This is a genomic window from Flavobacterium luteolum, from assembly GCF_027111275.1.
In the GTDB taxonomy this organism is placed as follows: domain Bacteria; phylum Bacteroidota; class Bacteroidia; order Flavobacteriales; family Flavobacteriaceae; genus Flavobacterium; species Flavobacterium luteolum.
The window spans coordinates 1319203-1345885 of record NZ_CP114286.1 but is presented as its reverse complement, the minus strand read 5'-3'; the positions used below and the strand labels follow the sequence as shown (position 1 = coordinate 1345885).

Here is a 26683-nt window from a genome sequence, read left to right as displayed (position 1 = left end):
TTAATTACCTTTTTATAAAAATGCCTAAAGAACTTTTACTTCAAGTTACACCCGAAATTGCTGTAAACGAATCATTGCTAAAAGATTATTTGTCTAAGCAGATTAAAGTTTCTGCTCAAGAAATTCATCACGTTTCAATTTTAAAACGCTCTATTGATGCACGTCAGAAAGCGATTAAAATTAATTTGAAAGTTCTTATTTATTTAAAAGGTGAACCTTTTCAAGAAACTAAAATTGAGCTTCCTATATATAAGGACGTTTCCAATGCACAGGAAGTTATTGTTGTCGGTGCTGGTCCAGCTGGACTTTTTGCGGCATTGCAATTAATTGAATTAGGTTTAAAACCAATTGTACTCGAAAGAGGAAAAGACGTTCGTGGCCGTCGTCGTGACTTAAAAGCAATAAATCGTGAACATATTGTAAACGAAGATTCAAATTATTGTTTTGGTGAAGGAGGAGCAGGAACATATTCTGATGGAAAATTATATACTCGTTCTAAAAAACGTGGTGATGTAACTCGAATTTTAGAACTTTTAGTAGCTTTTGGAGCTTCTGAAGATATTTTGGTAGAAGCGCATCCGCATATTGGAACCAATAAACTTCCTAAAATTATTGAAGATATTCGAAATAAAATTAGGGAGTTTGGCGGTCAGGTTTTGTTTGAAACCCGTGTAAGCGATATTTTAGTAAAGAATAATGAAGTTGAAGGAATCGTAACTCAAAACGGAGATAAAATTCACGCCAATAAGTTAATCTTAGCGACAGGACATTCGGCTCGCGATATTTTTGAATTATTAGACAAAAAGAAAATTTTTATCGAAGCAAAACCTTTTGCTTTAGGAGTTCGTGCAGAACATGCTCAAGAACTAATTGATAGTATTCAGTACAGCTGTGATTTTCGTGGAGAACATTTACCTCCAGCGCCGTATTCTATTGTAAAACAAGTGAACGGCCGCGGAATGTATTCATTCTGTATGTGTCCAGGCGGAGTAATTGCACCATGTGCGACAAGTCCGGGAGAAGTGGTTACAAATGGTTGGTCGCCTTCTAAGCGTGATCAGTCAACAGCAAATTCTGGAATTGTAGTCGAATTAAAATTGGAAGATTTTAAGCCTTTTGCAAAATTTGGTGCTTTGGCCGGAATGGAATTTCAAAAAAGCATCGAACAAAAAGCTTGGCATTTGGCTGGAGAAACCCAAAAAGTTCCAGCACAGCGAATGATTGATTTTACTAAAAGCAAAGTTTCAGCCGATATTCCGAAAACTTCTTATGTTCCAGGAACCACGTCGGTAGAATTGGGACAAGTTTTTCCAGGATTTCTAACTCAGATTATGCGTCAGGGGTTTCAGGATTTTGGAAAATCAATGCGAGGTTATTTAACTAACGAGGCAATCTTGCATGCGCCAGAAAGCAGAACTTCATCGCCGGTTAGAATTCCTAGAGATCCGATGACTTTGGAGCATTTGCAAATCAAAGGTTTATATCCTTGCGGAGAAGGTGCAGGTTATGCAGGTGGAATTATTTCTGCAGCTATTGATGGCGAAAAATGTGCCTTAATGATTGCGGAATCCTTGAAATAATTGACCTCAGGTTTTTTGGTGTAGTAAAAAGATTGCTATCTTAGTGGTTTGATTGTAATAGAATTTGCCCCAAAAGATGACAGTACAAGAAATAGAAACAAAATACGGATTCCATTTTCCTCTTTTATACAAACAATTAGACGCCGACGGTATGTTGGATGTCGGAGAATATGGCCCGAATTGGTATACAGAAGTTTATCCAACCTTAAAAGATAATCCACCTTTGCTTTTGCATTCCTACGATTTTGAATCGTTGAATTTGAAGTCGGTTGCCGAAGAAATAGAAGAGCTCAGAGATCCTGAGGATTATCGAAATATAAATCCAGAATTTAAATTTATTCCGTTTGCCAAAAGTGGCGGAGGCGATCATTATTGTTTTTTTTTAAATGAAGAAAATGATGGTGATGTTCCGATTGTTTTTGTTTGGCACGACATGAATGAAGTCAATTATCTGGCAAAAAACCTTCAGGATTTTATCTTCAAAGTTTTATTGATTGATATGTCAAAACAAGATGTCTACAATGAACTGACCGATGAGGAATTTAGAGATGATATCGAATCGGTTTTTAAATCGCACAAAAAATACCTGACTGATCGTCAGAATACTATTCTATCAGAAATTTTAAAGCGAGATATTATTGATTACGAAATACATGTTTCTCCAAAAATAGTAGAGTCGGCTAGAGGATTATTAACTGATTTCGAATTGGAATCTATTGTCAATGAAGTAATTCCTTTTGATAAAATGAATCAGAGTTTTAAATATTCAAACGATTAATTCTTTAGTACAAAATATTTCTCATGGGCTTTTTCTCCAATTTATTCGGTCGTAACAATAATCCAAAATCAATCATTTCTTTTGATGTTATTGATTCAATTTATAGCGGTTTATACAATGAATCTAAAAGTATCGAGTTCAGAATTAAAGGAATTCATGATACAGTTACTGTAAATGTATATTCTATTCCTTCTTCATTAGGTCATGATGAAGGAAGAGCCGAAATTAAAAAAGCAGGATTCAATAATGCTTATGAAGTTTTAAATGAATTATACAAGAAGCTCAATATTGGAGGTTTATCAGAAGAAACAATTCAAGAAGAATTAGAATTTGATTTCATTCATGTTCAGTTTTACTCACAGCCAAGTCAGGAGTTGAAAAAACACTTTAAAAGTGTTATTAATAATTTTATGATTTTCTTTTGTTGTACCAACAGTTTAGAAGTAAACGATTTCAGAATATTATATTCTAGCAATCATTTTTCAGATTACACTAAAGGTTTACTAGACTCAGAATACCTAGATTTTAATAATCCTGGAAATGAAACCGAAGAAATAGGAATTAAAGACTTTAAAAAAGTTTTACAGGGAATCTGTCAGTATTTAAATATTGAAATCCCGGCTGGTGTTAAGCTTCCGTCTTCAGAAAATTTACTGTTGGACGAAAAAGCAACTGTAGAGGATTTTGAAGAATTTATAAAGTTGATTTCAAGAAACAGTATTGAAGAAAGTGATCTAAAAAAATATGCAGAAAAACTTTTTGAAAATTTCAACGATGAAACCAAAGAATATTACGAAACGACAGAAGATCATTTTAGTTTTTTTGAAGAAATAAATACTTGGCATAGCGATTGGAAATTTGATCCAGAAGATGCAGAATATTTTATTTCTGAGATGCTTGGCGAAGATTTCAAATTTGATTATCCAGAAGAAACCTATAGCCATGATTTGTTCCCGTACATTCAGTCAGAATTAGAAAAATCAAATCTGGAGCTGATGACTTATGAAACTTATGGAGACAGCTATTTGTTTTTTGTTGCGAACAAAAATGAAGTAGAAAGGATTTTAGAATTCTCTGAACTGACAAAAATTGAGGTTACTCAGTTGTAAAGTGTGGTTAATCGCCACGAATTCACGAATTTTATTTAAAAATTTTATGCATAGATTTTAAATAAAATTCGTGAATTCGTGGCGTGAACATTTTACGGAATCAGAATAATTTTCCCCGTGCTTTTTCTGCTTTCTAGAAAATCATGCGCCAGTTTTCCTTCAGATAATTTAAAAGATGTTGGTTCTGAAAGTTTGATTTTTCCTTCGATTATCCAATCGAATAATTGAGTAGCTCTTTTGATTCGTTCTTCTTTAGAATTTAAATAACTCCATAAATCGCCTCCAGTTAAAGTTTTAGAACCGTCCATAAGCATTCTTGGATCTACAGGTGCTGGATCTCCGCCTGCCATTCCGAAGAAAACTACTTGTCCGCATTCTTTAGTGACTTCAAAACTTTCCATCAAAGTACTTCCTATACTATCGTAAACAACGTCGACACCGTTTGAAACAACTTTAAAAACTTGCGATTTCCAATCGTCGTTATAAAGAAAAACATGATCTGCACCTTGTTCAAATCCGATTTTTGCTTTTTCAGCAGATGAGGTTAAGCCAATCACGGTTGCTCCAAGAAGTTTACTAATTTGAGTTAGAATCTGTCCAACTCCGCCAGCAACCGCATGTATTAAAACGGTTTCTCCTTTGGTAGTTTTATGGCTATCTGTTGCAAGATAATGAGCAGTTAAACCTTGAAGTAAAACAGAAGCTGCAGTTTCAAAAGAAATGTTTTCAGATAACGGAATAATGTGGTTCACATTTACGGCAACCAATTCTGCATTGGCAAACGGAGCATCGGCAAAAGCAACGCGATCACCAACTTTGTATTCCGGATGATTATTGGCATCAACCACAATTCCCGCGCCTTCGTAGCCAGCAATAAATGGCGGATTTCCTTTTAAATGATAATTTCCTTTTCGGCGATACACATCTGCAAAATTTAACCCGATGGCTTTCATTTCGACTAAAATCTCCTCTTTTTTTAATTGCGGATTAGGGATTTCTATATATTCTAAAACATTTGAATCTCCGAAAGTAGAGAAGGTAAGTGCTTTCATTTTTAATTGATTTAAGAATGTAAAGTTCGGGAAAAATTTAAAAGAAAAAGCCTCAAAATATTGAGGCTTTATTTTTTCTTGGCCACAGATTAAAAGGATTTTCGCAGATTTTTTCACTTTTTAATTTAAAAATCTTTAGAATCCTTTTAATCTGTGGCAAAAAAACTAATTATATCTTAGGGAATTTCATATCATTAAAAGTGCTTTTTTGTTTGGCCAAAGCTTCGATATCCTGCCATTTTCTTGGAGAATCTGCAGAAAGATTTTCGTAAGAATCTTTAAGCATCAAGATATCGTCTTCAATACGAACACCAATATTCCACCATTTTTTATCGCATTTACTATTTGCAGGAATGTAGATTCCAGGTTCTACAGTAAGAATCATGTTTTCTTTTATAAGAGTTTGCGGTCCGTTGTAAGTTCCTTTGTCGTGAACATCTAAGCCAAGAAAGTGTGAACATGAGTGTGGATAGTATAATTTTACATCTTTTGGATCTGTAATAATTCCCAATTTAATTAAACCTTTTGCGATAACATCTTTAGCAGTTTCATTTAGGGCTACAAGAGGAGTTCCTGCTTTGCATATTTTAAAAACCGCTTCTTGGGCATCATAAACGATTTGATAAATTGCTTTTTGTTCTTCAGTAAATTTTCCGTTTGCAGGAATTGTTCTTGTAACGTCTGCAGAATAGCCATGATATTCAGAACCCACATCCATTAGTAATAATTGGTTATCAATTTTTGTAGCGTTGTTTTCCCAATAATGCAAGATGCATCCATTTGCTCCAGCGCCTACAATCGGACCATAACCTTCGGCTTCTGCGCCGTAATGTTTATGAATGTAAGCATGAATTCCATCAACTTCGTTTTCGCTCATGTCTGGGCCTACAGCTTTCATCACTTCATTGTGTGCAATGCAGGAAAGTTTAACCGTTTTGCGCATCAAAACAAGTTCTTCGGGAGTTTTTATCTCGCGAAGTGAACTGGTAATTTTATTGAATAATTCTGTTGAAGTTTCATTTGCTTGTGTAATTCCAGCTTTAGATTTAAATGATTTGAATAATGCATATAAATTATCAGGATTATTGTTCTCTGCTACATCTGTTGGGATTTTGTCATAAATTACTTTATCAAATTTTGAGAAATCAATGGCAAACGCATTAAAATCTTTTCCATTATAAACAGTTGTAAAACCTAGTTTCGATTTTGCGCCTTCAACTCCCAAGCGTCTTCCTGTCCACATTTCACGAGCTGCATTTCTTTCTCTAACAAAAAGAACTTCATTATACTTTTCGGTTCCTTGTGCTTCTTTAAAAATTAGCAACACGGCATCTGGTTCTTTGTATCCTGATAAATAATACAGGTCTGGATTTGCATGGTAATTATAATCGATGTCTCTAGAAAAAACTCTTTCGGGATAAGAAAAAACGACTGCGACAGAATTAGCGGGCATTAAAGCTCTAAAGGCTTCGCGACGTCCTTGATGAAATTCTTTTGTGAGATAATCTGTTGGAAGGTTTTCTTGCGATTGAACAAACGGAGTTGTCAATGCAAACATAAACAAAAATAGAAATTGTTTCATTTTTTGGTTTTTTATTGATGATTTTGGTTTTTTGATCAATGCAAAGTACAAAAAAAATATCCTCGCTTGTTTTATTTTAAACTTCTGGTTGATAAAACTTTAAATAATTTGTAGTAACTTAGAGATAGAAAATAACAGCTTCGGGTTAGATTTAAACTAAAGAAATGCTGTAACTGGGCATGAATATTGAGAATAGGATTTTTATAGAATTATTTTAGTTCAAAAAACAAAACAAATTATAAATCTTTAAAAAACATTTTTATGAAAAAATACGCATTTGCAGTCCTTTCAGTTTTAACGCTATTATTTGCTTCATGCAAGACCTCAAAAACAGATAAAAGCGCCGATGATTTATTTGGTACAACCTGGGAATTAGAATATATCTCTGGGCCAAGAATTGCTTTTCAAGGATTATATCCGCATAAAAAACCACAACTTACTTTCGATCAAAAAGAAACAAAAGTATATGGAAATAATGGATGCAACGGTTACAGTGCACCTTATGCTTTAAAAGGAAAGTCTTTGACTTTTGGAGAAGCAGGACCAACTACAATGATGTTTTGTGAAGGTGGCGGAGAGCAGGAATTCTTAAAACAAATTAAATTGGTGACAAGTTATTCTGTTGATAAAGACGGAAAGCTAAATTTAATTCATGATAATGTGCCAGTGATGCGATTTAAAAAAGTGGCTAAACAATAGTTTTAAAAGTGAATATATAAGAAAAGTGAAATGAAATTTATCATTTCACTTTTTTTTATGCCAAATCTAATTTGTATTTAATTGCAAGCGCTCAATGTTTTTACGAATAATATTTTTATCAGAAGTTGTTTTGGATAGATCTATTGCAGTTTCAAAATGTTTTAATGCCTTTTTGATGTCAATTTCAGAATAAAGATTTCCGAGTAAGGAATAATAAAAATGATTATCAGTTAAATTCAATTTTTCGGCTTCTTTGATTGCTTCTTCTTTACCTTTTACTTTAGATAGAGCATAAGTTCTGTTTAAGGCAACAATTGGCGAATATTCCAAAATGATTAGATTGTTGTAGAGTTCCAGAATATTTTCCCATTTTTCTAAAATCTCTGTTTTTATCGTGTGCCAATAAGCAATTCCAGCTTCTAAGTGATATTTTGAAAGTGTATTTCCGGTTGAGGATTGACTTAGGAAATAAGTTCCTCTATCAATTAATTCCTGATTCCAAAGCGATTGATCCTGATCTTCATACAAAATAATTTCTCCATTTAAACCAGTTCTGGCATCAAATCTCGAAGAATGAAAACACATCAGTGCCATTAGTGCATTGGTTTGTGGCAGATTTGTACTTTCATTCTGAATTAATAAATACGTCAGACGCATGGCTTCGGTGCAAAGGTCTTTTCGTAAAGTGGTGTTTTGCGAAATAGAATAGTAGCCTTCAGAATAAAGCAGGTAAATCGTTTTTAAAACTGTTTGTATTCTATCTTTTATTTCAGAATTGTTCGGATGTTGAATTTTTATGTTTTCTTCTTTGAGCTTTTCTTTCGCGCGATTAATTCTTTTATAAATAACTTCTCTGTTAGATAAAAAAGCATCTGAGATTTCATTTACTCCAAAACCACATAATAAATTTAGAGCAAGAGCAATTTGGGCTTCTTCAGAATTACACGGATTGCAAACCGTAAATATCATAGCAAGCTGACTGTCTGCAATATTTTGATCCGATAAATCAATGTCGATTTCTGGATTGTTTAATGGAGTATTGTTTTTTATTTCGGTAACGATTTTGGTTTCAAAAACGTTGTTTCTTTTCAGGTAGTTTTTGGTTTTGTTTTTCGCAACCGTGTACAGCCAAGCAGTCGGATTTTCGGGAATTCCTTTAATTGCCCAAGTTTCTGAGGCAGTCAGAAAAGTATCGCTAACAATATCTTCGGCAATTTCGATATGATGAATGCCAAACAAACTGCAGAGAACCGAAACTATTTTTTGATATTCTGTTCGAAATAAATTGGGTATAAGTTCTTTTTGCTCCATATTTTTAAGAAAAAAATGCCTAAGTAAAGATACAAAGGCATTTTTATATGTTGGTTTAAAATCTAAACAGACATTCTAATTTCGACATTTCCGCCAAAATTTAAAACCGGACATCCTTGTGCAATTTCGGCAGCTTCATCATAATCTTTAGCTTTGATGATTATTAATCCGCCAATAGATTCTTTAATTTCAACAAAAGGTCCGTCTGTAATTCCTTTATTTGAATTTACAAGTTTTCCCTGACCGTCCCATTTCTGTAAAGGTCTTGCCAGTTTATCCTGAGCGGCAAGACTTCCAAACCAGTTTTGCCATTGCTGTAAATGCTGCTGTAATTCTTCTGGAGATGGTTGTGTTTCTTTTGTTTTAAAGTCTCTTCTGAAAATCAATAAAAACTCATTCATTTTTTTATGTTTTATAATTGAATAATTTGCTTTTAAGTTTTATAAAGTTAATTGTTTTTAGAAAATAAAAATTAATTATTGTTTATCCAAACTGTCCAACTCTATAAGATCCAGGCACATTGGAAAAAGTGATGTTAAGACGATTCCAAGCGTTGATTGCAGCAACTGCAAGCGTAAGATCTATTAATTCTTGTTCTGTAAATTCAGCTTTTGCAATTTCGTAAATTTCGTCTGGAACATCGCATGCATTTACTGCTTCTGCCAAAGCAAGAGCAACTCTTTCTCTTTTTGTATAATAAGGGGTTTCTCTCCAAACACTTAATCCAAATAAACGCTGTGCTGTTTCTCCAGCGGCTAAAGCTTCTTTTGAATGCATGTCTAAACAATAACCGCAGTTGTTGATTTGAGAGACTCTGAAATTTATTAATTCCATAAGAGATGCTTCAATTGTTCCTTTTTTCAAGTAACCGCTGATTCCAAATAATGTGCTAACTGCTTTTTGTCCTTGTTCGAATAAATTAAGTCTAGTTTCCATGATGTATATTTTTTAATTGTTTATACCCTAATAACAATCGAACTTTTAGGATTGGACAAAAAAGAGAAAAAAAAATAAAATTATTTTTCAATTAATAGGAGAACCCAATATTTATAAGGGTTAGTAAGCAAAAAAAAAGTATGATTAAATCGAAGAATTTATAAAATTATCTTGTTAGCAAGCCCCAGCGGGGTAAAATATTTATAGAATTTCATAAGACAAATAAAAAAGCTCCAGAGGAGCGACATATATTTTTATAACCTAAATATATGTCGCTCGTCTGGAGCTTTGTATGGCAGAAACATTCTTGCTATAAATATTTCGCTTCTCCGAAACTTTACAATGCCAATTGTTACTATTTATTTCTTTTTCAGCTTATCTTTAAAAACCTTTTCAAACTTTTCTATTTTAGGCTGAATCACCATTTTGCAATACGGCTGATTTTTATTGTTGGCATAATAATTTTGATGGTAATCTTCGGCTTTATAGAAAACTTTAAAAGGTTCCACTTTTGTTACAATCGGACTGTTATACACTTTTGCTTTGTTGAGGTCTGCAATAATGCTTTGAGCCGCTTTTTTCTGTTCTTCATTTTTATAAAAGATAACAGAGCGATATTGCGTTCCTACATCAGCTCCTTGGCGATTTAAAGTTGTGGGATCATGAACGGTAAAAAAGACTTTGAAGATTTCGTTAATATCGGTTACATTTTTGTCATAAGTAATCTGTACCACTTCGGCGTGACCTGTTTCTCCTGTGCAAACTTCTTCATAAGTCGGATTTGCGACTTTTCCGCCAGAAAATCCTGAAACAACAGATTTTACTCCGTCCAGATTTTCGTAAACGGCTTCAACGCACCAGTAACATCCTCCGCCTAGTGTGATAGTTTCTAGATTTGCTTTTTTATTTTGCGAAATGCCATTCAGCGAAAGCGCAAAAAGACATATTAAAAGTATATTTTTCATTTGGTGATTATTTATTGTCAGGAATAAAATCAAGGGCAATCGAATTCATACAGTAGCGTTTTCCGGTAGGAGCAGGACCGTCGTCAAAGATGTGTCCTAAATGTCCGCCGCAGCGTCCGCAAAGAGTTTCGGTTCTTTCCATTCCAAGAGAATTATCTTCTTTAAAAACAATGCTTTTTTTGTTTTCCTGTTCAAAAAAACTTGGCCATCCGCAGCTGCTCGAAAACTTAGCTGTAGATCTAAAAAGCAAGTTGCCGCAAGAAGCGCAGTAATAAGTTGCTTTTTCGTCAGTATTCCAATATTTACCTGTAAAAGGTCTTTCAGTATCGGCCTCACGCATTACGGCATAAACATCTTCAGGAAGAACCTTTTTCCATTCGGCGTTGCTTACGTTAAGTTTTGTGGTGTCGGTATTTGAATAATAAGGATTTCCGGGTTTACTGATTTTATTTTCCATAGCTGCAGTTTTTGAAGCTTGTTTTTTTGTGTTTTGTCCGCAAGCCTGTAAAATGAAAAGCGGCAACAAAAAACAAAGGCTGAAAATTAGATTTTTAGATTTCATAAGTTTTTAAGTGCATTAATCTGTATATCAAAGATACGTTGAGAATTAGCTTCAAATTACAGACTGTGTTATTATTGAGATTTTTTTAAGTGTGTTTTAACTTTTTATTAGTTACGTAAAAGAAGGCAATGTAGTTTTTATGTCTTAATTTTAACAGCTTTTAAATTTTAGCATAAATTATAACACTGTAAATCAGGAAAATAGAAGCGAGGTAAAAAGCTTAGTTTTGAGCAAGCTTAATTAGCATTTTTAAGCCATTTCTTTTTTCGTATTTTTGTTTGCTTAAGAAGCCTTATGACAGAAGAAAACGTAATACTAGTTAATCAAAACGATGAACAGATTGGCTTAATGCCAAAATTGGAAGCACATGAAAAAGCGCTTTTGCACCGTGCCTTTTCGGTTTTTATTTTGAATAGTAAAAACGAAATTATGCTGCAGCAGCGTGCTCATCATAAATATCATTCTCCTTTGCTTTGGACAAACACTTGTTGTAGCCATCAGAGAGAAGGGGAAACAAACATCGAGGCAGGAAGCCGAAGATTGTTTGAGGAAATGGGTTTTAAAGCCGAATTGAAGGAGTTGTTTCATTTTATTTATAAAGCGCCTTTTGATAACGGCTTGACAGAACATGAACTGGACCATGTTATGATTGGTTACTATAATGACGAACCAAACATAAATCCAGATGAAGTAGAAGACTGGAAATGGATGAGTATTGAAGATGTTAAAGCAGATATTGAAAAACAGCCCGAAATTTATACCGTATGGTTTAAGATAATTTTTGATGAATTTGATCATTATCTAGAAGACCATAAATTATAGCCAACTAACCAGAAACATAAATGAGAGTAACCATATCAAGAAAAGCACATTTTAATGCTGCACATCGACTTTATCGAAAAGATTGGTCATTTGAAAAAAACGATGCTGTTTTTGGGAAATGCAATAATCCTAACTTTCATGGTCATAATTATGGTTTAACAGTAAGTGTTACAGGAAAGATTGACCCGGAAACTGGTTTTGTTTTAGATGTGAAAGTATTGGCGGATATTATACGAGAAGAAGTGGAAATTCCGTTTGATCACAAAAATCTTAATCTGGATGTTCCAGAATTTGCAGATTTGAATCCGACTGCAGAAAATATTGCTGTTGTGATATGGAATAAAATTAGACAACGAATTCATACCGACTTTGACCTTGAAGTCGTGCTGAACGAAACGGACCGAAATTTTGTAACTTATAAAGGAGAATAAAAAATGTCATTAAAAATAGGAGATATAGTTCCGAATTTTACTGCGAAAGACAACAATGGTGAACTTTTTGAAAGCCAAAGCGTTTTAGGAAGAAAGCCGCTGGTGATTTATTTTTACCCAAAAGATAATACGCCAGGATGTACAACCGAAGCTTGCAGTTTTCGGGATCAATACGAAGATTTTAAAGATTTGGGAGCTGAGGTAATTGGTATTAGTAGCGATAGTGTAAAGTCACATCATAAATTTGCTGCGAAACATGAATTACCTTTTATTTTGCTTTCAGATCAGGATAAAAGATTAAGAAAACTTTTTGGTGTCCGTAATATTTTATTTGGACTTCTGCCAGCACGCATTACCTATATAATAGATAAAAATGGTTTGGTCATTTCGATATTTGATAGTGCAAATGCAGCTAAACATATACCGAAAGCACTAGAAACCGTAAAGGAATTAGTATTATAGATTACCAAAATAGTATCAGAATAGAATTAATTAAACAAATATATTAGCCTAAAAACATGAGTCAGAATTTATACCCTTTGCAATTTGAACCGATTTTGAAAGAAAGAATCTGGGGAGGAGAAAAACTTAAAACAATTTTAAACAAACCAATCGTTTCTAAAATTACTGGTGAAAGCTGGGAATTGTCTACCGTGCAAGGAGATGTAAGTGTGGTTGCAAATGGAGTTTTAAAAGGAAAATCTTTAATGGATTTAATAGATGAAACGCCAGATGCCATTTTAGGGACTAAAGTTTATGAAAGATTTGGAAAACAATTTCCGTTGCTTTTTAAATACTTAGATGCGAGAGAAGATCTTTCTATTCAAGTGCATCCAAACGATAAATTGGCAAAAGAGCGTCACAATTCATTTGGTAAAACCGAAATGTGGTATGTAATGCAGGCAGATGCAGATGCTAGAATTATTGTTGGTTTTAAAGAAAATTCTAGTAAAGAAGAATATTTGAAACATTTACACGACAATACTTTGGTGTCTATTTTAGATGACGTAAAAGCAAAAGCTGGAGATATTTTCTTTTTAGAAACTGGAACAGTTCACGCAATTGGAGCTGGTTTGGTTGTTGCCGAAATTCAGCAGACATCTGATATTACCTATAGATTATACGATTTTGACCGTGTAGATGCACAAGGAAATAAAAGAGAATTACACGTAGATTTAGCTCTTGATGCTATAAACTACAATAAAGTAGATACACAAAAGAAATACGATTCAAAAACTAATACATCAAATGTTGTGGTAGATTGTCCTTATTTCACGACAAACTTTATTCCGTTAGAAGATAAAGTAGAAGTTTCAAAATCTGGAGAAACATTTACTGTTTATATGTGTATTGAAGGAAGCTTTGAAATCGAATATGACGGTTTTAAACATACCTACATTAAAGGTGATACTGTCTTAGTTCCAGCTGCAATAAATGCATTTAATTTGAGCGGAAAAGCTTCAATTTTAGAAATTTACATTTCTTAGCGCTTATTCTAAAGATAATATGTACTTTTGCAGACGCAAATTAAAATTAAAATAAAAATGGCAAACGTTAAAAATTTAAAGAAAGACATCAATTTTGTATTAGGAGATATTATTGAGGCAGTTTACTTGTTTGAGATGTCTACAACAGGAAATCCAACTCCAGAAACGAATGCTTTAATCGATGAAGCTATCGCTGCATTTGATACTTTGATTACAAAAGTGAACGCTAAGAACGTTGAAAATAAAAAAGCACACTTCAAACAAATCAATGTTGAATTAGAACAAACTGCTAATCAATTGATTGAAAAAATCAACGCGCTTTAAGCAAAAAAAAGTGTAAAAAAGTGCAAAAATATTTTGGGAAATTGAAAAACCGCTTTATATTTGCACCCGTAATGACGCCGATGTAGCTCAGCTGGCTAGAGCAGCTGATTTGTAATCAGCAGGTCGTGGGTTCGAGTCCCTCTATCGGCTCAAAAAACGGAAACCATCATAGAAATATGATGGTTTTTTTAATTATAGAGAGAGGTGTGAAATTTTTTTTGGAATATTAAAAAACATTTATATCTTTGCACTCGCAAAATAGGCCGATGTAGCTCAGCTGGCTAGAGCAGCTGATTTGTAATCAGCAGGTCGTGGGTTCGAGTCCCTCTATCGGCTCAAAAACCATCACAGGAATGTGGTGGTTTTTTTTATGCCCGAAATTGAAAGTCCCAAGAATAAAATTCTAAAATTATAGCGTTGTTTTGATCACGGGAGACACATTGCAAGAATAAATGGTATTGTCGTAATTTATTTGCGTTTTAAAGGCTGAAAACTGCTAGTGGTAATTGTTATGTGTTTTGCGGAAATTTAATCGATTTAAATATAAAAAAAACGCCCTGATAATTCAGGGCGTTTTTTTGTTTTATTCAGCTGGAGTCGGAGTTGTTGCGGCTGCCGGAGCTTTTTGTTCTTTTTTGATTTCAGTTACATACTTGGTAAGCTTTTTTCCATAAAGTGATTGAGCTACTTTTGGAGTCATCGATTTTTGAATCGTATCTAAGAATTTGATATTGATGTCGTAAATCTCTGCTAAAGCAATGTAAGGTGCTACTTCGTGATCTTTATTGTTAATGGCGAAGTTTGTAGCGTACAAATATTTTCTTTTAATGTTTGAGTCTTGTTTTGCCTCAAGGCTATCAAGAGCTTTTTGATCTTGTCTTTTTAAAGCTTTAAACTTTGCTTCAACCATAGATAGGTTCTCATCTCTAAAACGAGTGTTTATTTTTTGATATTCTTCGTATAACTCCTGGTTTTTAGATCCAGTAATTTTTGCGCTAGCGATGAAGTTGTCTAAATTGGTTTCAATATTAATATTTCCTGGTTCAGCAAAGAATAAAATATTATTGTCTAATGAATTTGTTACGCCTCTGTCTAAATATAAATATAACATTTCAGGAGATTCTAATTTAATATCTCTTTCAAAAGTAGAGTTTCCATCGATTTTGATGCTGTCAATAGCAACAAGGGAAGTGTCAACAATTCTTTGGATATATAAAGTTCCGGTTTTTAAGCCTTTAATGTTTCCTGTGATGTGTAAATTATCAGCAGCTGTTTCTTTTTTGCTGCAAGATGCTAATACTGCAAGAGTAACAAAAGCAATTAATGTTTTTTTCATTGGTTTTTGAGATTTTGGTGCAAAATAAAGAAAATAGTTTAAATGTAAAGAGGCAGATGTTTTATTTTTATAAAAAAAATAAATCCCAATCTATTTCTAAATTGGGATTTTAAAGTCGTGCAATAAAAGGTCTTACATCGATAAATTAAATGAAGAGCCGTTTTCGTGTGTATAAGTGTAAAGTGCGTCACAGTCATTGTTGCCATAATCTACCACGCCGTTTAAAATGCCTCCTTGTACTTTTAATTGTCCTTTAGAGATAAATAGGCAAGAATATTTTTTGATCAATGGTTCTTTTACAGTCAAAGTAAGGGTTTCTCCATTTGATGCTGTTACTGTGTGAGTTCCTTCTGTAACTTCGTATACATTATCAGATAAAACAAAAGGGGTATCTACACCGGCAGTTTGTTTGGTAGTGTAAATTCCAGAATTAGTATAAACTCCTCCTTGCAGATCAGTTAATTTACCATTAGTAACTTTTCTAGTCCATTGCGGTACAGTAGCGACAGTTGTGGTATTGGTGTACTCGATAGTGCCTTCTAGTTTGATGTCTTTTATAGAATAATCAATTCTTTCAATTGTCATTTTACTTCCAGTTGCAGTAATTGGCCCAGAAAGTGTGACTTTTAGTTTTCCTTTTCGCGTAAGTTTGTTGTTGTCTGTACAGCCCGCTGTTCCGAAATCTGCGAGAAAAACTTTTGGATATTCTGTGCCATTTGGGGATGAAATGGTAATCGTTGCGCAAACTCCAGGTGCTGTCTCTGTAGTTTTTCCAGTTGTTGAGGTGGTCGTCGAGATTGAAAGACCGGTGTTAAGATCCATTTCGTTTGAAGTGTCAACAGCAATTGAGGCTCCAATGCTTGTTAGGTTTGTTGAGACTGTGTCTTCGTGATTGTCGCTTGAGCAAGAAACGTATAAAAGTGCTGTAGCGCAAATAGCTGATAGTAAAATAGCTGTTTTTTTCATAATGGGGGTGTTTTGGATTAGATTAATAAGGCAATCAAAAGTAATAAAAAAACGAATTACAATTAAAAAATCCTGTAATGGTTAGTTACAGGATTTTATAACGGTTTTTTGGTGAAAAAATTATGGTTGGTGTTGCTAGAAGTAGTTTAAACAGATTTGTAGTAATTGCTTTTGGCCTTTCTGATTTTTTTGTATTCTTCCCAATTAAATCGGTTTAAGAAATCGGCCGCATTTTGAGCGCCACGAATAAACAGATCAATTTTTGCATCATCAGTAAGATTAAAGTTTAGCCAATTATGGCTTCCGGTATCAATATATCCGATGAGGTTTTTAAAATCTGGATTTTTCTGCAGGAATTCAGAATCGTAACCGTAGCGTGAAGTGTCAAACATTGAGCCTATTAAATTGGAGAATTTTTCATTTTTATTGATTTCGTTTTTGTCGTAACCCAATTTGATTCCGAAAGTTGGAGAAGCCGGAACATTCATATTTTCATGAAAAATATCTATCGGGAAATTTGAAATAATACCGCCATCCATAAACATAACTTCCGAAGGCACTGATGTTCGTAGACAGGTTGCATCATTCCATTTGTTCCAAGCATCAATTCCGCTTGGAATGTTTTTAATTTTAAAAGGAGTGAAAAATAAAGGAATCGACATAGAAGCGCGAACAAAATCGGCTGGATTTTGAACATCAGGGTTGGAGTAAAACAAATCGATCATTTTTGGAAAGATGATTTTGCTTTCGGTAGTAATATCGGCAGTAATTATGGCCATTTGGCTCCAATGATCTATCCGAGTATATTCTTCTTTGTCTCCATTATTTAATCTGTTTATTCGATATAGTTGATTTTTGTCTGAAACCCCTTTTTCTCTCAAAGCTTTCAAATCGGCATAATTTTTTATCCCTTTTTGAGAAAGCAGATTTGTCATCCATTGGTGAAAATTATTTCCAGGATTCAGCCCTAAATCATCTTTAAAATTGTCCACCACTTGACAGCCTTTCATTATTAATTTCAGATTTCCGGCATCACTTAAAAGTGCGTCAATAAATTCGCGTGCATCATGATCGCCATCAACAAAATCGTATAAATTTTTATTGCATAAACAATCCAGGATCCATTCCGATTTTTCAATATCACAAGTTCCCGCGGCAGCCATCAGCATAGTATTGATGCTTCCTGCAGAAGTTCCTGCGAGACTTAAAAACCGAATTCCCATTTTTTCTAATACATATACATATCCAACAAGTGCAATTCCAAGCACGCCACCGCCTTCTTGTACAAGATCTACATATTGGCAATTGTTGTTGTCGACAATGTCAGAGAATTTTTTGCCTTTAATCTGTTCTTTTAAATCCTTTATAATTGCTAGAATTTCTCCATTTTCTGTAAACTTTCTTTTATCCATGATTTCTAGAATTTTAGATTTGTTGTTTTGGTTTTAATTTATTGACTTTCAAAATTATGCAATCATGTTTTGCAAGAAAAGGGGAGAATAGCCCTTTTTTCAAGGGTGATTTTAGGGCAAAAAAAAATCCTGCAAAACTTAATTTGCAGGATTTTGGAAATATTTATTTTCGAATGATCATTTAATCATTTCAAAACTTCTTTTTACGAAAGCAGTAAGCGCTTCACCTTTTAAAAGGTTTTGAGACAATTTAGCTAAATCTAATGCTTGTTTAACCAAATGCTCTTGGTGCGTTTTGTCTTCTGTATTTAAGATGCTTGAAGCCAAATCAGAATTGGTGTTTACAACCAGATTGTACATTTCTGGCATATTGCCCATTCCGAACATTCCGCCGCCTGTCTGGCTCATTTCTTTCATTCTTCGCATAAATTCTGGTTGCGTTATAATGAAAGGAGCAGCCTTAGAATCCATAGCTTCTAGCTGAACGCTGTATGCTTTTGGAATATATGCTTCTAATGAAGTTTTTAAAGCTGCTTTTTCGTCATCAGATAATTTTGAAATCGTATTTTCTTCTTTTTTGATTAAGTTATCAATATGGTCAGAATCTACACGAACAAAAGTTACATCTTTATTGTCGTTTTCAATTTTTTGAATCAAATGCGAAATAATCGGAGAATCTAAAAGCAATACTTCGTATCCTTTGTCTTTCGCCGCTTCAATATAAGAGTGCTGTGCATCTTTGTTTCCAGCATAAAGAACTACAAGTTTACCATCTTTATCAGTTTGGTTCTCTTTTAGTTTTTCTTTTAATTCTTCTAAAGTAAAATATTTATCGTCTACAGTTGGATACAAAACAAATGCGCCCGCTTTTTCGTAGAACTTATCTTCAGAAAGCATTCCGTATTCTAAAACGATTTTAATATCATTCCATTTTGCTTCAAAATCAGCACGGTTTTCATTGAATAAAGCTTTCAATTTATCGGCTACTTTACGAGTAATGTAGTTCGAAATTTTCTTAACCGCACCGTCAGCCTGTAAACCAGAACGAGAAACGTTTAATGGAATATCTGGAGAATCGATTACACCTTTTAACATCGTCAAGAATTCAGGTACAATTCCTTCTACGTTATCTGTAACGTAAACTTGGTTTTGGTACAGCTGAATTTTGTCTTTCTGGATCTGCATGTCGCTTCCTAATTTCGGGAAGTACAAAATACCAGTTAAGTTAAACGGATAATCTACATTTAAATGAATGTTAAACAACGGATCTTCAAACTGCATTGGATACAATTCTCTGTAGAAGTTTTTGTAATCTTCATCAGTTAATTCAGAAGGCTGTTTTGTCCAAGCTGGATTTGGGTTGTTGATGATGTTGTCAATTTCAACAGTTTCATTCACATAATCTTCTGGAGCATCTTCTGGTTTTGGAAGCGTTTCAGTTCTTGTTCCGAATTTAATCGGAATAGGCATGAATTTATTGTATTTGTTTAATAAGCCGCTGATTTTAGAATCGTCTAAGAATTCCAAAGAATCTTCTGCAATATGAAGAATGATTTCTGTTCCGCGTGAAGTTTTGTCAGCTGGTTCTAGAGTGAATTCAGGACTTCCGTCACATGTCCAGTGTGCAGCTGGCTCATCTTTGTATGATTTTGTAATGATTTCAACTTTTTCAGCTACCATAAAAGCAGAATAGAAACCAAGACCAAAATGTCCGATAATACCAGAATCTTTAGCAGAATCTTTGTATTTGTCTAAGAATTCTTCAGCGCCAGAAAAAGCTACTTGATTAATATATTTTTCGACTTCATCAGCAGTCATACCTAAACCTTGATCGATAATGTGGATTTTTTTTCCTTCTTTATCCACTTTTACTTCGATAATCGGGTTTCCGTATTCAACTTTAGCTTCACCAATGCTGATAAGGTGTTTTAATTTTAAAGTAGCATCAGTACCATTAGAAACAAGCTCGCGTAAGAAAATTTCGTGGTCGCTGTATAAGAACTTTTTAATTAAGGGAAAAATGTTTTCTACTGAAACATTAATTTTACCTGTTGCCATATTTTTTAATTTTTGATTTAATTTGATGATTTTCATTTGTTCAAATAGAATACCAATTGTTTTTTGGGTGACAAAATGTCGCAAATGTTAATTTTGAAAGAAAATAAATGGATTGTAAAACAAAAAATAACTGAACGAATCGTATATTTGTGGTACAATAATTGTTAAAAAGACAAATATTAATCTAAAAAAATTGTACAAAATGAAGAAGAGTATTTTAATGTGTATGATTGCCGCTCTGTTTTTTGCGTGTAAATCATCTTCGTCCACTGCAGCTTCATCTTCTGAGGCTACTACGCTTTCAACTAAACTTGACAAGAAAACTCAGGTAGCTCTAAAAGGGAATTGGGTTCTAACTAACGTATCTTATCCAGGTTCAGATTATATCAAAGTAAATTCTTTTGATCTTGCCGATTCTAAATGTTTCATTGGAAGTACTTGGAGTTTTATTTCTAATAATAATAAAGGAAATATGGCTTTAACATCACCAAGTTGTACTGGATTTTCTTCTCCAATTGTATGGAGTATAAACAGCCAAGGTTTGTTTGTGCTTAAAATTCTTAACGCAGGTGAAAAAGCGAAAAAAGTAAGAGATGGATATTTACTAAAAGTTGCTGGGGTGACTGAAAGTTCATTTCAGTTAGTAGATAATATAAATGTTGGAGGTCAAGTAAAAGATGTGACTTACCAATTTCAAAGAGCTAATTAATATTTTAAAGGTATAAAAAATGAGAAAGATAAAGGTTTTAGGTTTAAGCAGTTTATTGGTATTAGCTAGCTTTTTTACAAGTTGCGATTCAGTAAAAAATGCAAATAACACGCAAAAAGGAGCAGGGATTGGTGCTGTCGCAGGTGGTGTTATTGGTGGTATTTTAGGAAATAATATTGGTCGAGGCGGTAACGCTGCATTAGGAGCTGTAATTGGAGCTGCTGTTGGAGGTGGAACTGGAGCTTTGATTGGTAATAAAATGGATAAACAAGCTCGTGAAATCGATCAGGCGCTTCCTGGTGCTGATGTTGAAAGAGTTGGTGAAGGTATTCACTTGACTTTGAACGAAAATGCAGTTCGTTTTGATACTAATAAATCATCTTTGACTACTCAGGCAAAAGCTAATTTAGATAAATTGATTCCTGTATTCACTGAGTATGGAGATACTAATATTGAAATTTTTGGTTATACTGACAATACAGGAAAACCAGAATATAATTTGACACTTTCAGGACAAAGAGCTGCGTCTGTTCAAGCTTATTTAGTTGCTAAAGGATTAAAAGCAAGCCGTTTCAAAACTTCAGGTTTAGGAATTGCAGATCCAATTGCAACAAATGATACTCCAGAAGGAAGAGCGCAAAACCGTCGTGTTGAATTCTCTATTACAGCAAACGACAAAATGGTAAATGACGCTAAAGCGGAAGCTGGAAAATAATTTCACAATAAAATAAAATATAAAAAAAGCTGCTTCATTTATGAAACAGCTTTTTTTTTGTTAATGATTCTTTTATTTTGATTTTTCATAAAAAGCATAAAGTTGATTGCAGTTTTCAAGGACATTTTCTAAATCATTTTCTCTTAGAAATTTTTCTACTACAACTGCCTCTTCGGAATTGCTCTTAATAGCTAAATACTTTAAAAACCAATATTGATAATCATTCAATTCGTTAATTTCTTCTGCTTTAATTGCTGAGATTTTTTTGTTTAGCTTTTCAAAATCAAAGCGATATGCTAATTCGTAAAGGACGAAAAGTTCAAGTTTTTGTTTCTTTTGCAAATAGTTTTCGTCACTTTTCTTTAATTCATCTTTAGCATCTTTTAAATATTCACTAGCAACACGAACTATTCTTCCTTTAATATTTTTATTTACTAATAGAGAATAATTGTAATATTTCTGTGCTATCCGAATAGCTGTATTGTATTTTTGATTTTGGTAGAAACCAATTAATTCTGTGGCTAAATATTCTGTAGATAAACTATATTGTATTAATTCTCTTTTTAAATCAGAGGCAGTTTGATAACCTGTAAATTGATGAATAATTTTTCCGTTAGGATCAATAATAAATATACTGGGAAGAAGTCTAATCTGGTATTTAAAAGCAATGTCCCCATTCACATCGACATCTATTTTTAAGGTTACAAAATCTTCAAGAATTGTTTGAATCTGGACATCATTCCAAGCATTTAAATCCATTTGCTTGCAAGGACCACACCATTTTGCAGTAAAATCTACAAGTATCAGTTTGTGTGTGCTTAAAGCCTCCTTTTGGGCATCTTCCATAGAAGTAAACCACGCTGCCTCAATTCTATATGATGTAAAAAGCAATATTATTAAAGGGAGCAATTTTTTCATAGGTTATTATTAATTTCAAACAAATAAAGTAAAAAAAAGATTACAGATGAAATTATAGTGTTAATTTTTAATAATTTTTCTTACAATAAACTTACTAACGAAGAGTTTCATAATTGAAGCAGCTTTTTTTTGACTTTAGAAATTAAACATTGTAAATTTGACGTCTCATATTACAACTCATGCTCGACATACAAAATATATCTTTTTCGTACACCGAAAACCCTGTTATCAAAAACATCTCTTTTTCTATTGAAAAAGGTCAGAACATAGCCATTATTGGTGAGAGTGGCTGCGGAAAAAGTACGCTACTCAAACTTATATATGGACTTTACGATCTAAACGAGGGAAAGATTTTTTATGGAGATAAACCAGTTTTGGGACCAAAGTTTAATTTGATTCCAGGAATGCCTTATATGAAATATCTGGCGCAGGATTTTGATTTGTCTCCTTACGAAACAGTTGCAGAAAATGTTGGTAAATTTCTATCCAATGGTTTTGCAAACATGAAAAAACTTCGTGTTCAGGAATTATTAGAGATGGTAGAAATGGATCAGTTTTCTAATGTAAAGACAAAATTCTTAAGTGGAGGACAGCAGCAGAGAGTCGCTTTGGTAAGAGTTTTGGCTTTAGAACCAGAAGTAATTTTACTAGATGAGCCATTTAGCCAGATTGATGCTTTTAGAAAAAATGCATTGCGCCGTAATTTATTTCGTTACCTAAAGCAAAAAGGAATCACTTGTATTATTGCAACTCACGATAGTACCGATGCTTTGTCTTTTGCAGATCAGGCAATCGTGATGCGAAATGGAGAAGTCTTGGTAAAAGATGATCCAGCAAAAATATATGAAGATCCGCAAATTAAATATGTCGCTTCTTTGTTTGGTGAAGTAAATGAAATTCCGACTCATTTATTACTTTCTTATGAAGATGAAAATCATAAAACGTTAGTTTATCCGCATCAGTTTAAAATGGTTTCGGAATCAAAATTAATGGTAAAAATTAGAAGAACTTATTTTAGAGGAAGCCACTATTTAATTGAAACTGTTTATAAAAGACAGCTGATTTTCTTTGAAAGCGAAATAGATTTACCGCTCGAACAGGAAGTTTTTCTGGCATTAAATTATTTATAATTAAGGAATGTGTCAATTAGAAAATTAGATAATTTCTAATTGTTAAAATAATAAACCCGACAGGTTTTAAAAATCTGTCGGGTTTACTTTTGGAATCAAATTATGAATTTAGTTTTTCAGATATTTTTCTAAAAATTGATCTTGTTCCCAAAGCAAATGAAGAATATTTTCTTTAGCTACATAACTGTGAGATTCTTTTGGTAGAATAACCATTCTTGCAGGCGCTCCTAAACCTTTTAATGCTTGAAAGTAACGTTCTGTCTGCAAAGTAAAAGTTCCAGGATTGTTGTCTGCTTCTCCGTGAACCAATAAAATTGGAGTTTTCATTTTTTCTGCATTCATAAATGGAGACATTGCATTGTAAACTTCTGGAGCTTCCCAGTAATTTCTTTGTTCAGACTGGAATCCGAATGGTGTTAGAGTTCTGTTGTAAGCACCGCTTCTTGCAATTCCGCAAGCAAAAAGATCAGAATGTGTCAATAAATTTGCTGTCATAAATGCTCCGTAAGAGTGGCCTCCAACAGCAACTTTTTTACGGTTAATATAGCCTAAAGCATCAACCGCGTCAATCGCCGCCTCCGCATTGTCTACTAATTGCGAAATGAAGTTGTCGTTTGGTTCTGTAGTTCCTTCACCAATAATTGGAAAGGCAGCATCGTCTAAAACAACATATCCTTTTGTAACCCAATATACAAACGATCCATAATACGGGAATGTAAATTCGTTCGAATTTTGAGTCGATTGCGAAGCGCTGTTTCGATCTTTATATTCTGCAGGATATGCCCAAATTAATAGCGGCAGTTTTTCTTTTTTAGTTTTATCATAACCGGCAGGGAGATATAAAGTTCCCGAAAGTTCCAATCCGTCTTTACGTTTGTATTTAATAACTTCTTTACTAACGTTTTTAATGCTTTCAAATGGATTTTTGAAATCAGTAACTTGTGTTAGGCTGTTTTGTTTTTTTATATTTCTGAAAAAATAATTCGGATATTCACTTTTTGACTGAATTTGAACTAAGACTTTTCCAGACTTAAAATCTTCAATTTCTAAAATATCCTCTTTTTTATCTTTATATGGAGAAGTATAAATACGTTTTGATTTTAAAGTTTCCAGATTGAATTCGTCAACAAAAGGAAATTGTCCATCTTTGGTGTAACCTTCGCCAATTCTATACAAGTTGTTTTTTTCGACAGCTAAAACATATTTATTATAGGCATTTTTTCTTGTTTCGAAAACTCCAGGATCTGAATAAACATCCTGAGAATTTCTATCTGTAATCAATTTTGGCTGCTGACTTGGATTTGATGGATTTATTAAAAACGTTTTGGTGTTTCTCGTATCGTACCATTCTTCTGAAAGAACCGCTAAATTGTCATTCCCCCAAGTAATATCACTGAAACGCTGTGGTGTTTTTGCTAATGAAGATGCTTCTTTGTCGAAAGGCGCATCCCAAAGAAAAACTTCATCTCTAAAATTAACTTTGTTAGCAGGATCTCCTTCATCTAAAGCTACAACATAAGATAATGTTGCAGGTTTGTCGTTTCTCCAAGCCATTTCTCTTTTTCCTTTTCGAACAGCCATAAAACCTTTTGGCATAATTTCATTTAAAGGAACTTCATTTACCGTTTTAATTTCTCTTCCGCTTAAATCATAAACAACAGTTTTGAATGGAAATCTATTCAATGGAACTACATAAGAAAATGGTTTTTGAATGGTAGTAAGCATAATGTAATTGCCATCTGGCGAGATTCTTTCTCCTGCAAACATAGCAGCATCTTTGTACAAAACTGCGTCACCATTTAGTTTTACTTTGTATAATTCAGAAGTTATGCAGTTTTCAAAATTAGCTTCGTCATTTTTGTTTTTCAACATATCAGGATACGTTCTGTTTTGCGATTTCTCTCCTGAGGTATTCGAAATAATCGGCCCAGTAGGCAGATCCTTTTTAGAGTCTAAAAGCGGCTGTCTGTTTTTAGGAAGCATTTTCACTAATATAGTTTCACTGTCCAAAAACCAGCTAAACGGATTTCCTAGATTTGCATTTACTCTAGCCTCTGTAAGTTTTGTTGCTTGTGCTGTTGCGACATCCAAAACCCAAAGTTCAACGCCAGAATTTGTAGTATGAGAGAATAAGATTTTTTTGTCGTTTGGCGACCAAAGAATGTTTGTTATTTTTGGATTTTCAGGTAGTCCTTTAACCTGAATTTCTTCCTTTCCGCTTATTTTTCTTAGTTTTAGATTGTTTAGGTAGGTTACAGTGCTTGAAATATTAGTAACAGGATTAATTCTTAAACCTGCTAAACGAACTTCGTCTTGATTGAGATCATCGAGCGTTTTATAAGTATTGCGATACATCAAGAGCATGTTTTCTTTTTTTGTATCCATAGACACAGAAGGCGCTCTTTGATAATCTGCCAAATCTAAAATGGATTTAGAAGGTTTTTGATAAGTTAGATTCTCTTGAGCAAAAGAGAAAAAGCTTATATTTAAAAATAAAAACAGCGTAACCTTTAATTTCATAGTTTAAATTTTATGGATTCGTGATAGTATTCAAAATGTTTGTCTAAAATACTTTTATGTTGTTACATCTTGGGCCTTATTTTTAATTTTTTTCAATGTTTGTGTCTTAATATTGTCTTTTCAAGAAGTAAATGGTCATAAGTCACTTTAGAATTAAAATATATTAAATTGCTAATAACGAAAAAAATAGTATTTTGTGTACGTATATTTTAAAGTATGCGTAAATTTGCAATCCAATTTTTTAATAAATAATAATAGAGTATGTATCATTCAAAAATAGCTGGTTTAGGATATTATGTTCCTTCCAATGTAGTGACTAACGATGATTTGTCTAAGATAATGGATACCAATGATGAATGGATTCAGGAAAGAACTGGAATTCAGGAAAGAAGACACATCATTCGTGGAGAAGACACTACGACTTCAATGGGAGTAAAAGCAGCTAAAATTGCAATAGAACGTTCTGGTGTTGCCAAAGAAGATATTGATTTTGTAGTTTTTGCTACATTAAGTCCAGATTATTATTTTCCAGGACCTGGAGTTTTGGTTCAAAGAGATTTAGGTTTAAGGACAGTTGGAGCATTAGATGTTAGAAATCAATGTTCTGGTTTTGTTTATGCATTATCTGTTGCAGATCAATACATTAAAACTGGAATGTATAAAAATATCTTGGTTATTGGTTCTGAGGTTCACTCTACAGGATTAGATATGACCACTCGTGGACGTGGAGTTTCTGTAATTTTCGGAGATGGAGCAGGAGCAGCAGTTTTAAGCCGTGAAGAAGATTTGACAAAAGGAATTTTATCTACGCATTTGCACTCTGAAGGAGAGCATGCAGAAGAATTGGCATTACAAGCACCAGGAATGGGAGCTCGCTGGGTAACTGATATTATTGCAGATAACGATCCAAACGACGAAAGTTATTATCCTTATATGAACGGACAATTTGTATTTAAAAATGCTGTTGTTCGTTTTGCAGAAGTAATCAATGAAGGATTAGAAGCAAATGGTCTTCAGGTTTCAGATATTGATATGCTGATTCCGCACCAGGCGAATTTGAGAATTTCTCAATTCATTCAGAATAAATTTAAGTTGACAGACGACCAAGTTCACAACAATATTCAGAAATACGGAAACACAACGGCAGCGTCTATTCCGATTGCTTTGACTGAGGCTTGGGAACAGGGAAAAATCAAATCTGGAGACACTGTAGTTTTAGCAGCTTTCGGAAGTGGATTTACTTGGGCAAGCGCTATTATTAAATGGTAAATTAATTCATCT

Annotated in this window: 26 protein-coding genes and 2 tRNA genes; 15 read left to right on the top strand and 13 right to left on the bottom strand. The window is 33.5% G+C overall.

Annotation, left to right across the window (positions count from 1 at the left end; all coding sequences use genetic code 11):
• Positions 1-20: 20 nt before the first annotated feature.
• The 3 genes from OZP10_RS05600 to OZP10_RS05590 all read left to right on the top strand — a co-directional run bounded on the left by OZP10_RS05600 (position 21) and on the right by OZP10_RS05590 (position 3467).
• Entirely contained in the window at positions 21-1580 is a 1560-nt protein-coding gene (locus OZP10_RS05600; RefSeq protein WP_281633852.1) for an NAD(P)/FAD-dependent oxidoreductase, read from the top strand.
• A gap of 76 nt (positions 1581-1656) precedes the next feature.
• Complete coding sequence (locus OZP10_RS05595) at positions 1657-2358, top strand: SMI1/KNR4 family protein (RefSeq protein WP_281633851.1); 702 nt, start codon at positions 1657-1659, stop codon at positions 2356-2358.
• A 23-nt stretch (positions 2359-2381) separates the two neighbouring features.
• Positions 2382-3467: a DUF6630 family protein gene (locus tag OZP10_RS05590; RefSeq protein ID WP_281633850.1), complete on the top strand. Its 1086-nt coding sequence runs from the start codon at positions 2382-2384 to the stop codon at positions 3465-3467.
• Between the two features lie 92 nt (positions 3468-3559).
• Here OZP10_RS05590 and OZP10_RS05585 read toward each other — a convergent pair whose 3' ends face one another.
• The gene (locus OZP10_RS05585; RefSeq protein WP_281633849.1) at positions 3560-4519 is read right to left on the bottom strand and encodes a quinone oxidoreductase family protein; all 960 of its coding nucleotides are present in this window, start codon (positions 4517-4519) and stop codon (positions 3560-3562) included.
• A 169-nt stretch (positions 4520-4688) separates the two neighbouring features.
• Positions 4689-6101, bottom strand: coding sequence for an aminopeptidase P N-terminal domain-containing protein (locus OZP10_RS05580; RefSeq protein ID WP_281633848.1), 1413 nt, complete (start codon positions 6099-6101; stop codon positions 4689-4691).
• A gap of 261 nt (positions 6102-6362) precedes the next feature.
• Here OZP10_RS05580 and OZP10_RS05575 point away from each other — a divergent pair, with 261 nt between their 5' ends.
• Positions 6363-6800 (top strand): META domain-containing protein, encoded by a 438-nt coding sequence (locus tag OZP10_RS05575; protein WP_281633847.1) that lies wholly within the window; start codon positions 6363-6365, stop codon positions 6798-6800.
• A 66-nt stretch (positions 6801-6866) separates the two neighbouring features.
• Here OZP10_RS05575 and OZP10_RS05570 read toward each other — a convergent pair whose 3' ends face one another.
• From OZP10_RS05570 to msrB, 5 genes are all read right to left on the bottom strand, one after another.
• Complete coding sequence (locus OZP10_RS05570; RefSeq protein WP_281633846.1) at positions 6867-8111, bottom strand: RNA polymerase sigma factor; 1245 nt, start codon at positions 8109-8111, stop codon at positions 6867-6869.
• Positions 8112-8173: 62 nt separating this feature from the next.
• Positions 8174-8512, bottom strand: coding sequence for a YciI family protein (locus OZP10_RS05565; RefSeq protein ID WP_281633845.1), 339 nt, complete (start codon positions 8510-8512; stop codon positions 8174-8176).
• A gap of 82 nt (positions 8513-8594) precedes the next feature.
• Positions 8595-9047: a carboxymuconolactone decarboxylase family protein gene (locus tag OZP10_RS05560; RefSeq protein WP_177212121.1), complete on the bottom strand. Its 453-nt coding sequence runs from the start codon at positions 9045-9047 to the stop codon at positions 8595-8597.
• 359 nt (positions 9048-9406) lie between these two features.
• Positions 9407-10012 carry a peptide-methionine (S)-S-oxide reductase MsrA gene (gene msrA / locus OZP10_RS05555; RefSeq protein WP_203418280.1) on the bottom strand — a complete coding sequence of 202 codons (606 nt, stop codon included), beginning with the start codon at positions 10010-10012 and terminating at the stop codon, positions 9407-9409.
• Between the two features lie 7 nt (positions 10013-10019).
• Positions 10020-10574, bottom strand: a complete 555-nt coding sequence (msrB, locus tag OZP10_RS05550; protein ID WP_281633844.1) for a peptide-methionine (R)-S-oxide reductase MsrB — start codon at positions 10572-10574, stop codon at positions 10020-10022.
• Between the two features lie 294 nt (positions 10575-10868).
• Between msrB and idi the strand changes: the two genes are divergently transcribed.
• The 7 genes from idi (at position 10869) to OZP10_RS05515 (ending at position 13974) form a co-directional block, all read left to right on the top strand.
• Positions 10869-11396, top strand: coding sequence for an isopentenyl-diphosphate Delta-isomerase (gene idi, locus OZP10_RS05545; RefSeq protein ID WP_177212124.1), 528 nt, complete (start codon positions 10869-10871; stop codon positions 11394-11396).
• Positions 11397-11416: 20 nt separating this feature from the next.
• Positions 11417-11827, top strand: a complete 411-nt coding sequence (locus OZP10_RS05540) for a 6-carboxytetrahydropterin synthase (protein ID WP_177212125.1) — start codon at positions 11417-11419, stop codon at positions 11825-11827.
• Between the two features lie 3 nt (positions 11828-11830).
• A complete protein-coding gene (locus tag OZP10_RS05535; protein ID WP_177212126.1) occupies positions 11831-12289 on the top strand; it encodes a peroxiredoxin in 459 nt (152 codons plus the stop codon).
• Positions 12290-12345: 56 nt separating this feature from the next.
• Positions 12346-13314, top strand: a complete 969-nt coding sequence (locus OZP10_RS05530) for a type I phosphomannose isomerase catalytic subunit (protein ID WP_281633843.1) — start codon at positions 12346-12348, stop codon at positions 13312-13314.
• 57 nt (positions 13315-13371) lie between these two features.
• Positions 13372-13638, top strand: a complete 267-nt coding sequence (locus OZP10_RS05525; protein ID WP_012022371.1) for a hypothetical protein — start codon at positions 13372-13374, stop codon at positions 13636-13638.
• Between the two features lie 76 nt (positions 13639-13714).
• Positions 13715-13788, top strand: a tRNA-Thr gene (locus OZP10_RS05520).
• A 112-nt stretch (positions 13789-13900) separates the two neighbouring features.
• Positions 13901-13974: transfer RNA gene (locus tag OZP10_RS05515), tRNA-Thr, on the top strand.
• A gap of 247 nt (positions 13975-14221) precedes the next feature.
• Here OZP10_RS05515 and OZP10_RS05510 read toward each other — a convergent pair.
• The 4 genes from OZP10_RS05510 to htpG form a co-directional block, all read right to left on the bottom strand.
• Positions 14222-14974: a DUF4369 domain-containing protein gene (locus tag OZP10_RS05510; protein WP_281633842.1), complete on the bottom strand. Its 753-nt coding sequence runs from the start codon at positions 14972-14974 to the stop codon at positions 14222-14224.
• Between the two features lie 132 nt (positions 14975-15106).
• Entirely contained in the window at positions 15107-15940 is an 834-nt protein-coding gene (locus OZP10_RS05505) for a hypothetical protein (protein WP_281633841.1), read from the bottom strand.
• A 146-nt stretch (positions 15941-16086) separates the two neighbouring features.
• Positions 16087-17352, bottom strand: a complete 1266-nt coding sequence (locus OZP10_RS05500; RefSeq protein ID WP_281633840.1) for a patatin-like phospholipase family protein — start codon at positions 17350-17352, stop codon at positions 16087-16089.
• A 177-nt stretch (positions 17353-17529) separates the two neighbouring features.
• On the bottom strand, positions 17530-19410 hold the full coding sequence (gene htpG / locus OZP10_RS05495; RefSeq protein ID WP_281633839.1) for a molecular chaperone HtpG: 1881 nt from the start codon (positions 19408-19410) through the stop codon (positions 17530-17532).
• 202 nt (positions 19411-19612) lie between these two features.
• On the opposite strand from htpG, the gene OZP10_RS05490 reads away from it, so the two are divergent.
• Both OZP10_RS05490 and OZP10_RS05485 read left to right on the top strand, forming a co-directional pair.
• Positions 19613-20119, top strand: coding sequence for a lipocalin family protein (locus tag OZP10_RS05490; RefSeq protein WP_177212132.1), 507 nt, complete (start codon positions 19613-19615; stop codon positions 20117-20119).
• A gap of 19 nt (positions 20120-20138) precedes the next feature.
• Positions 20139-20834: a YiaD family glycine zipper/OmpA-like lipoprotein gene (locus OZP10_RS05485; RefSeq protein WP_111424469.1), complete on the top strand. Its 696-nt coding sequence runs from the start codon at positions 20139-20141 to the stop codon at positions 20832-20834.
• 72 nt (positions 20835-20906) lie between these two features.
• Here OZP10_RS05485 and OZP10_RS05480 read toward each other — a convergent pair whose 3' ends face one another.
• Entirely contained in the window at positions 20907-21752 is an 846-nt protein-coding gene (locus tag OZP10_RS05480; protein ID WP_281633838.1) for a thioredoxin family protein, read from the bottom strand.
• Between the two features lie 179 nt (positions 21753-21931).
• Here OZP10_RS05480 and OZP10_RS05475 point away from each other — a divergent pair, with 179 nt between their 5' ends.
• Complete coding sequence (locus tag OZP10_RS05475) at positions 21932-22882, top strand: ABC transporter ATP-binding protein (protein WP_281633837.1); 951 nt, start codon at positions 21932-21934, stop codon at positions 22880-22882.
• Positions 22883-22990: 108 nt separating this feature from the next.
• On the opposite strand, the gene OZP10_RS05470 is transcribed toward OZP10_RS05475, so the two are convergent.
• Entirely contained in the window at positions 22991-25402 is a 2412-nt protein-coding gene (locus tag OZP10_RS05470; RefSeq protein WP_281633836.1) for an alpha/beta hydrolase family protein, read from the bottom strand.
• Between the two features lie 261 nt (positions 25403-25663).
• On the opposite strand from OZP10_RS05470, the gene OZP10_RS05465 reads away from it, so the two are divergent.
• Complete coding sequence (locus tag OZP10_RS05465) at positions 25664-26671, top strand: 3-oxoacyl-ACP synthase III family protein (RefSeq protein ID WP_008464493.1); 1008 nt, start codon at positions 25664-25666, stop codon at positions 26669-26671.
• Positions 26672-26683 lie beyond the last annotated feature (12 nt).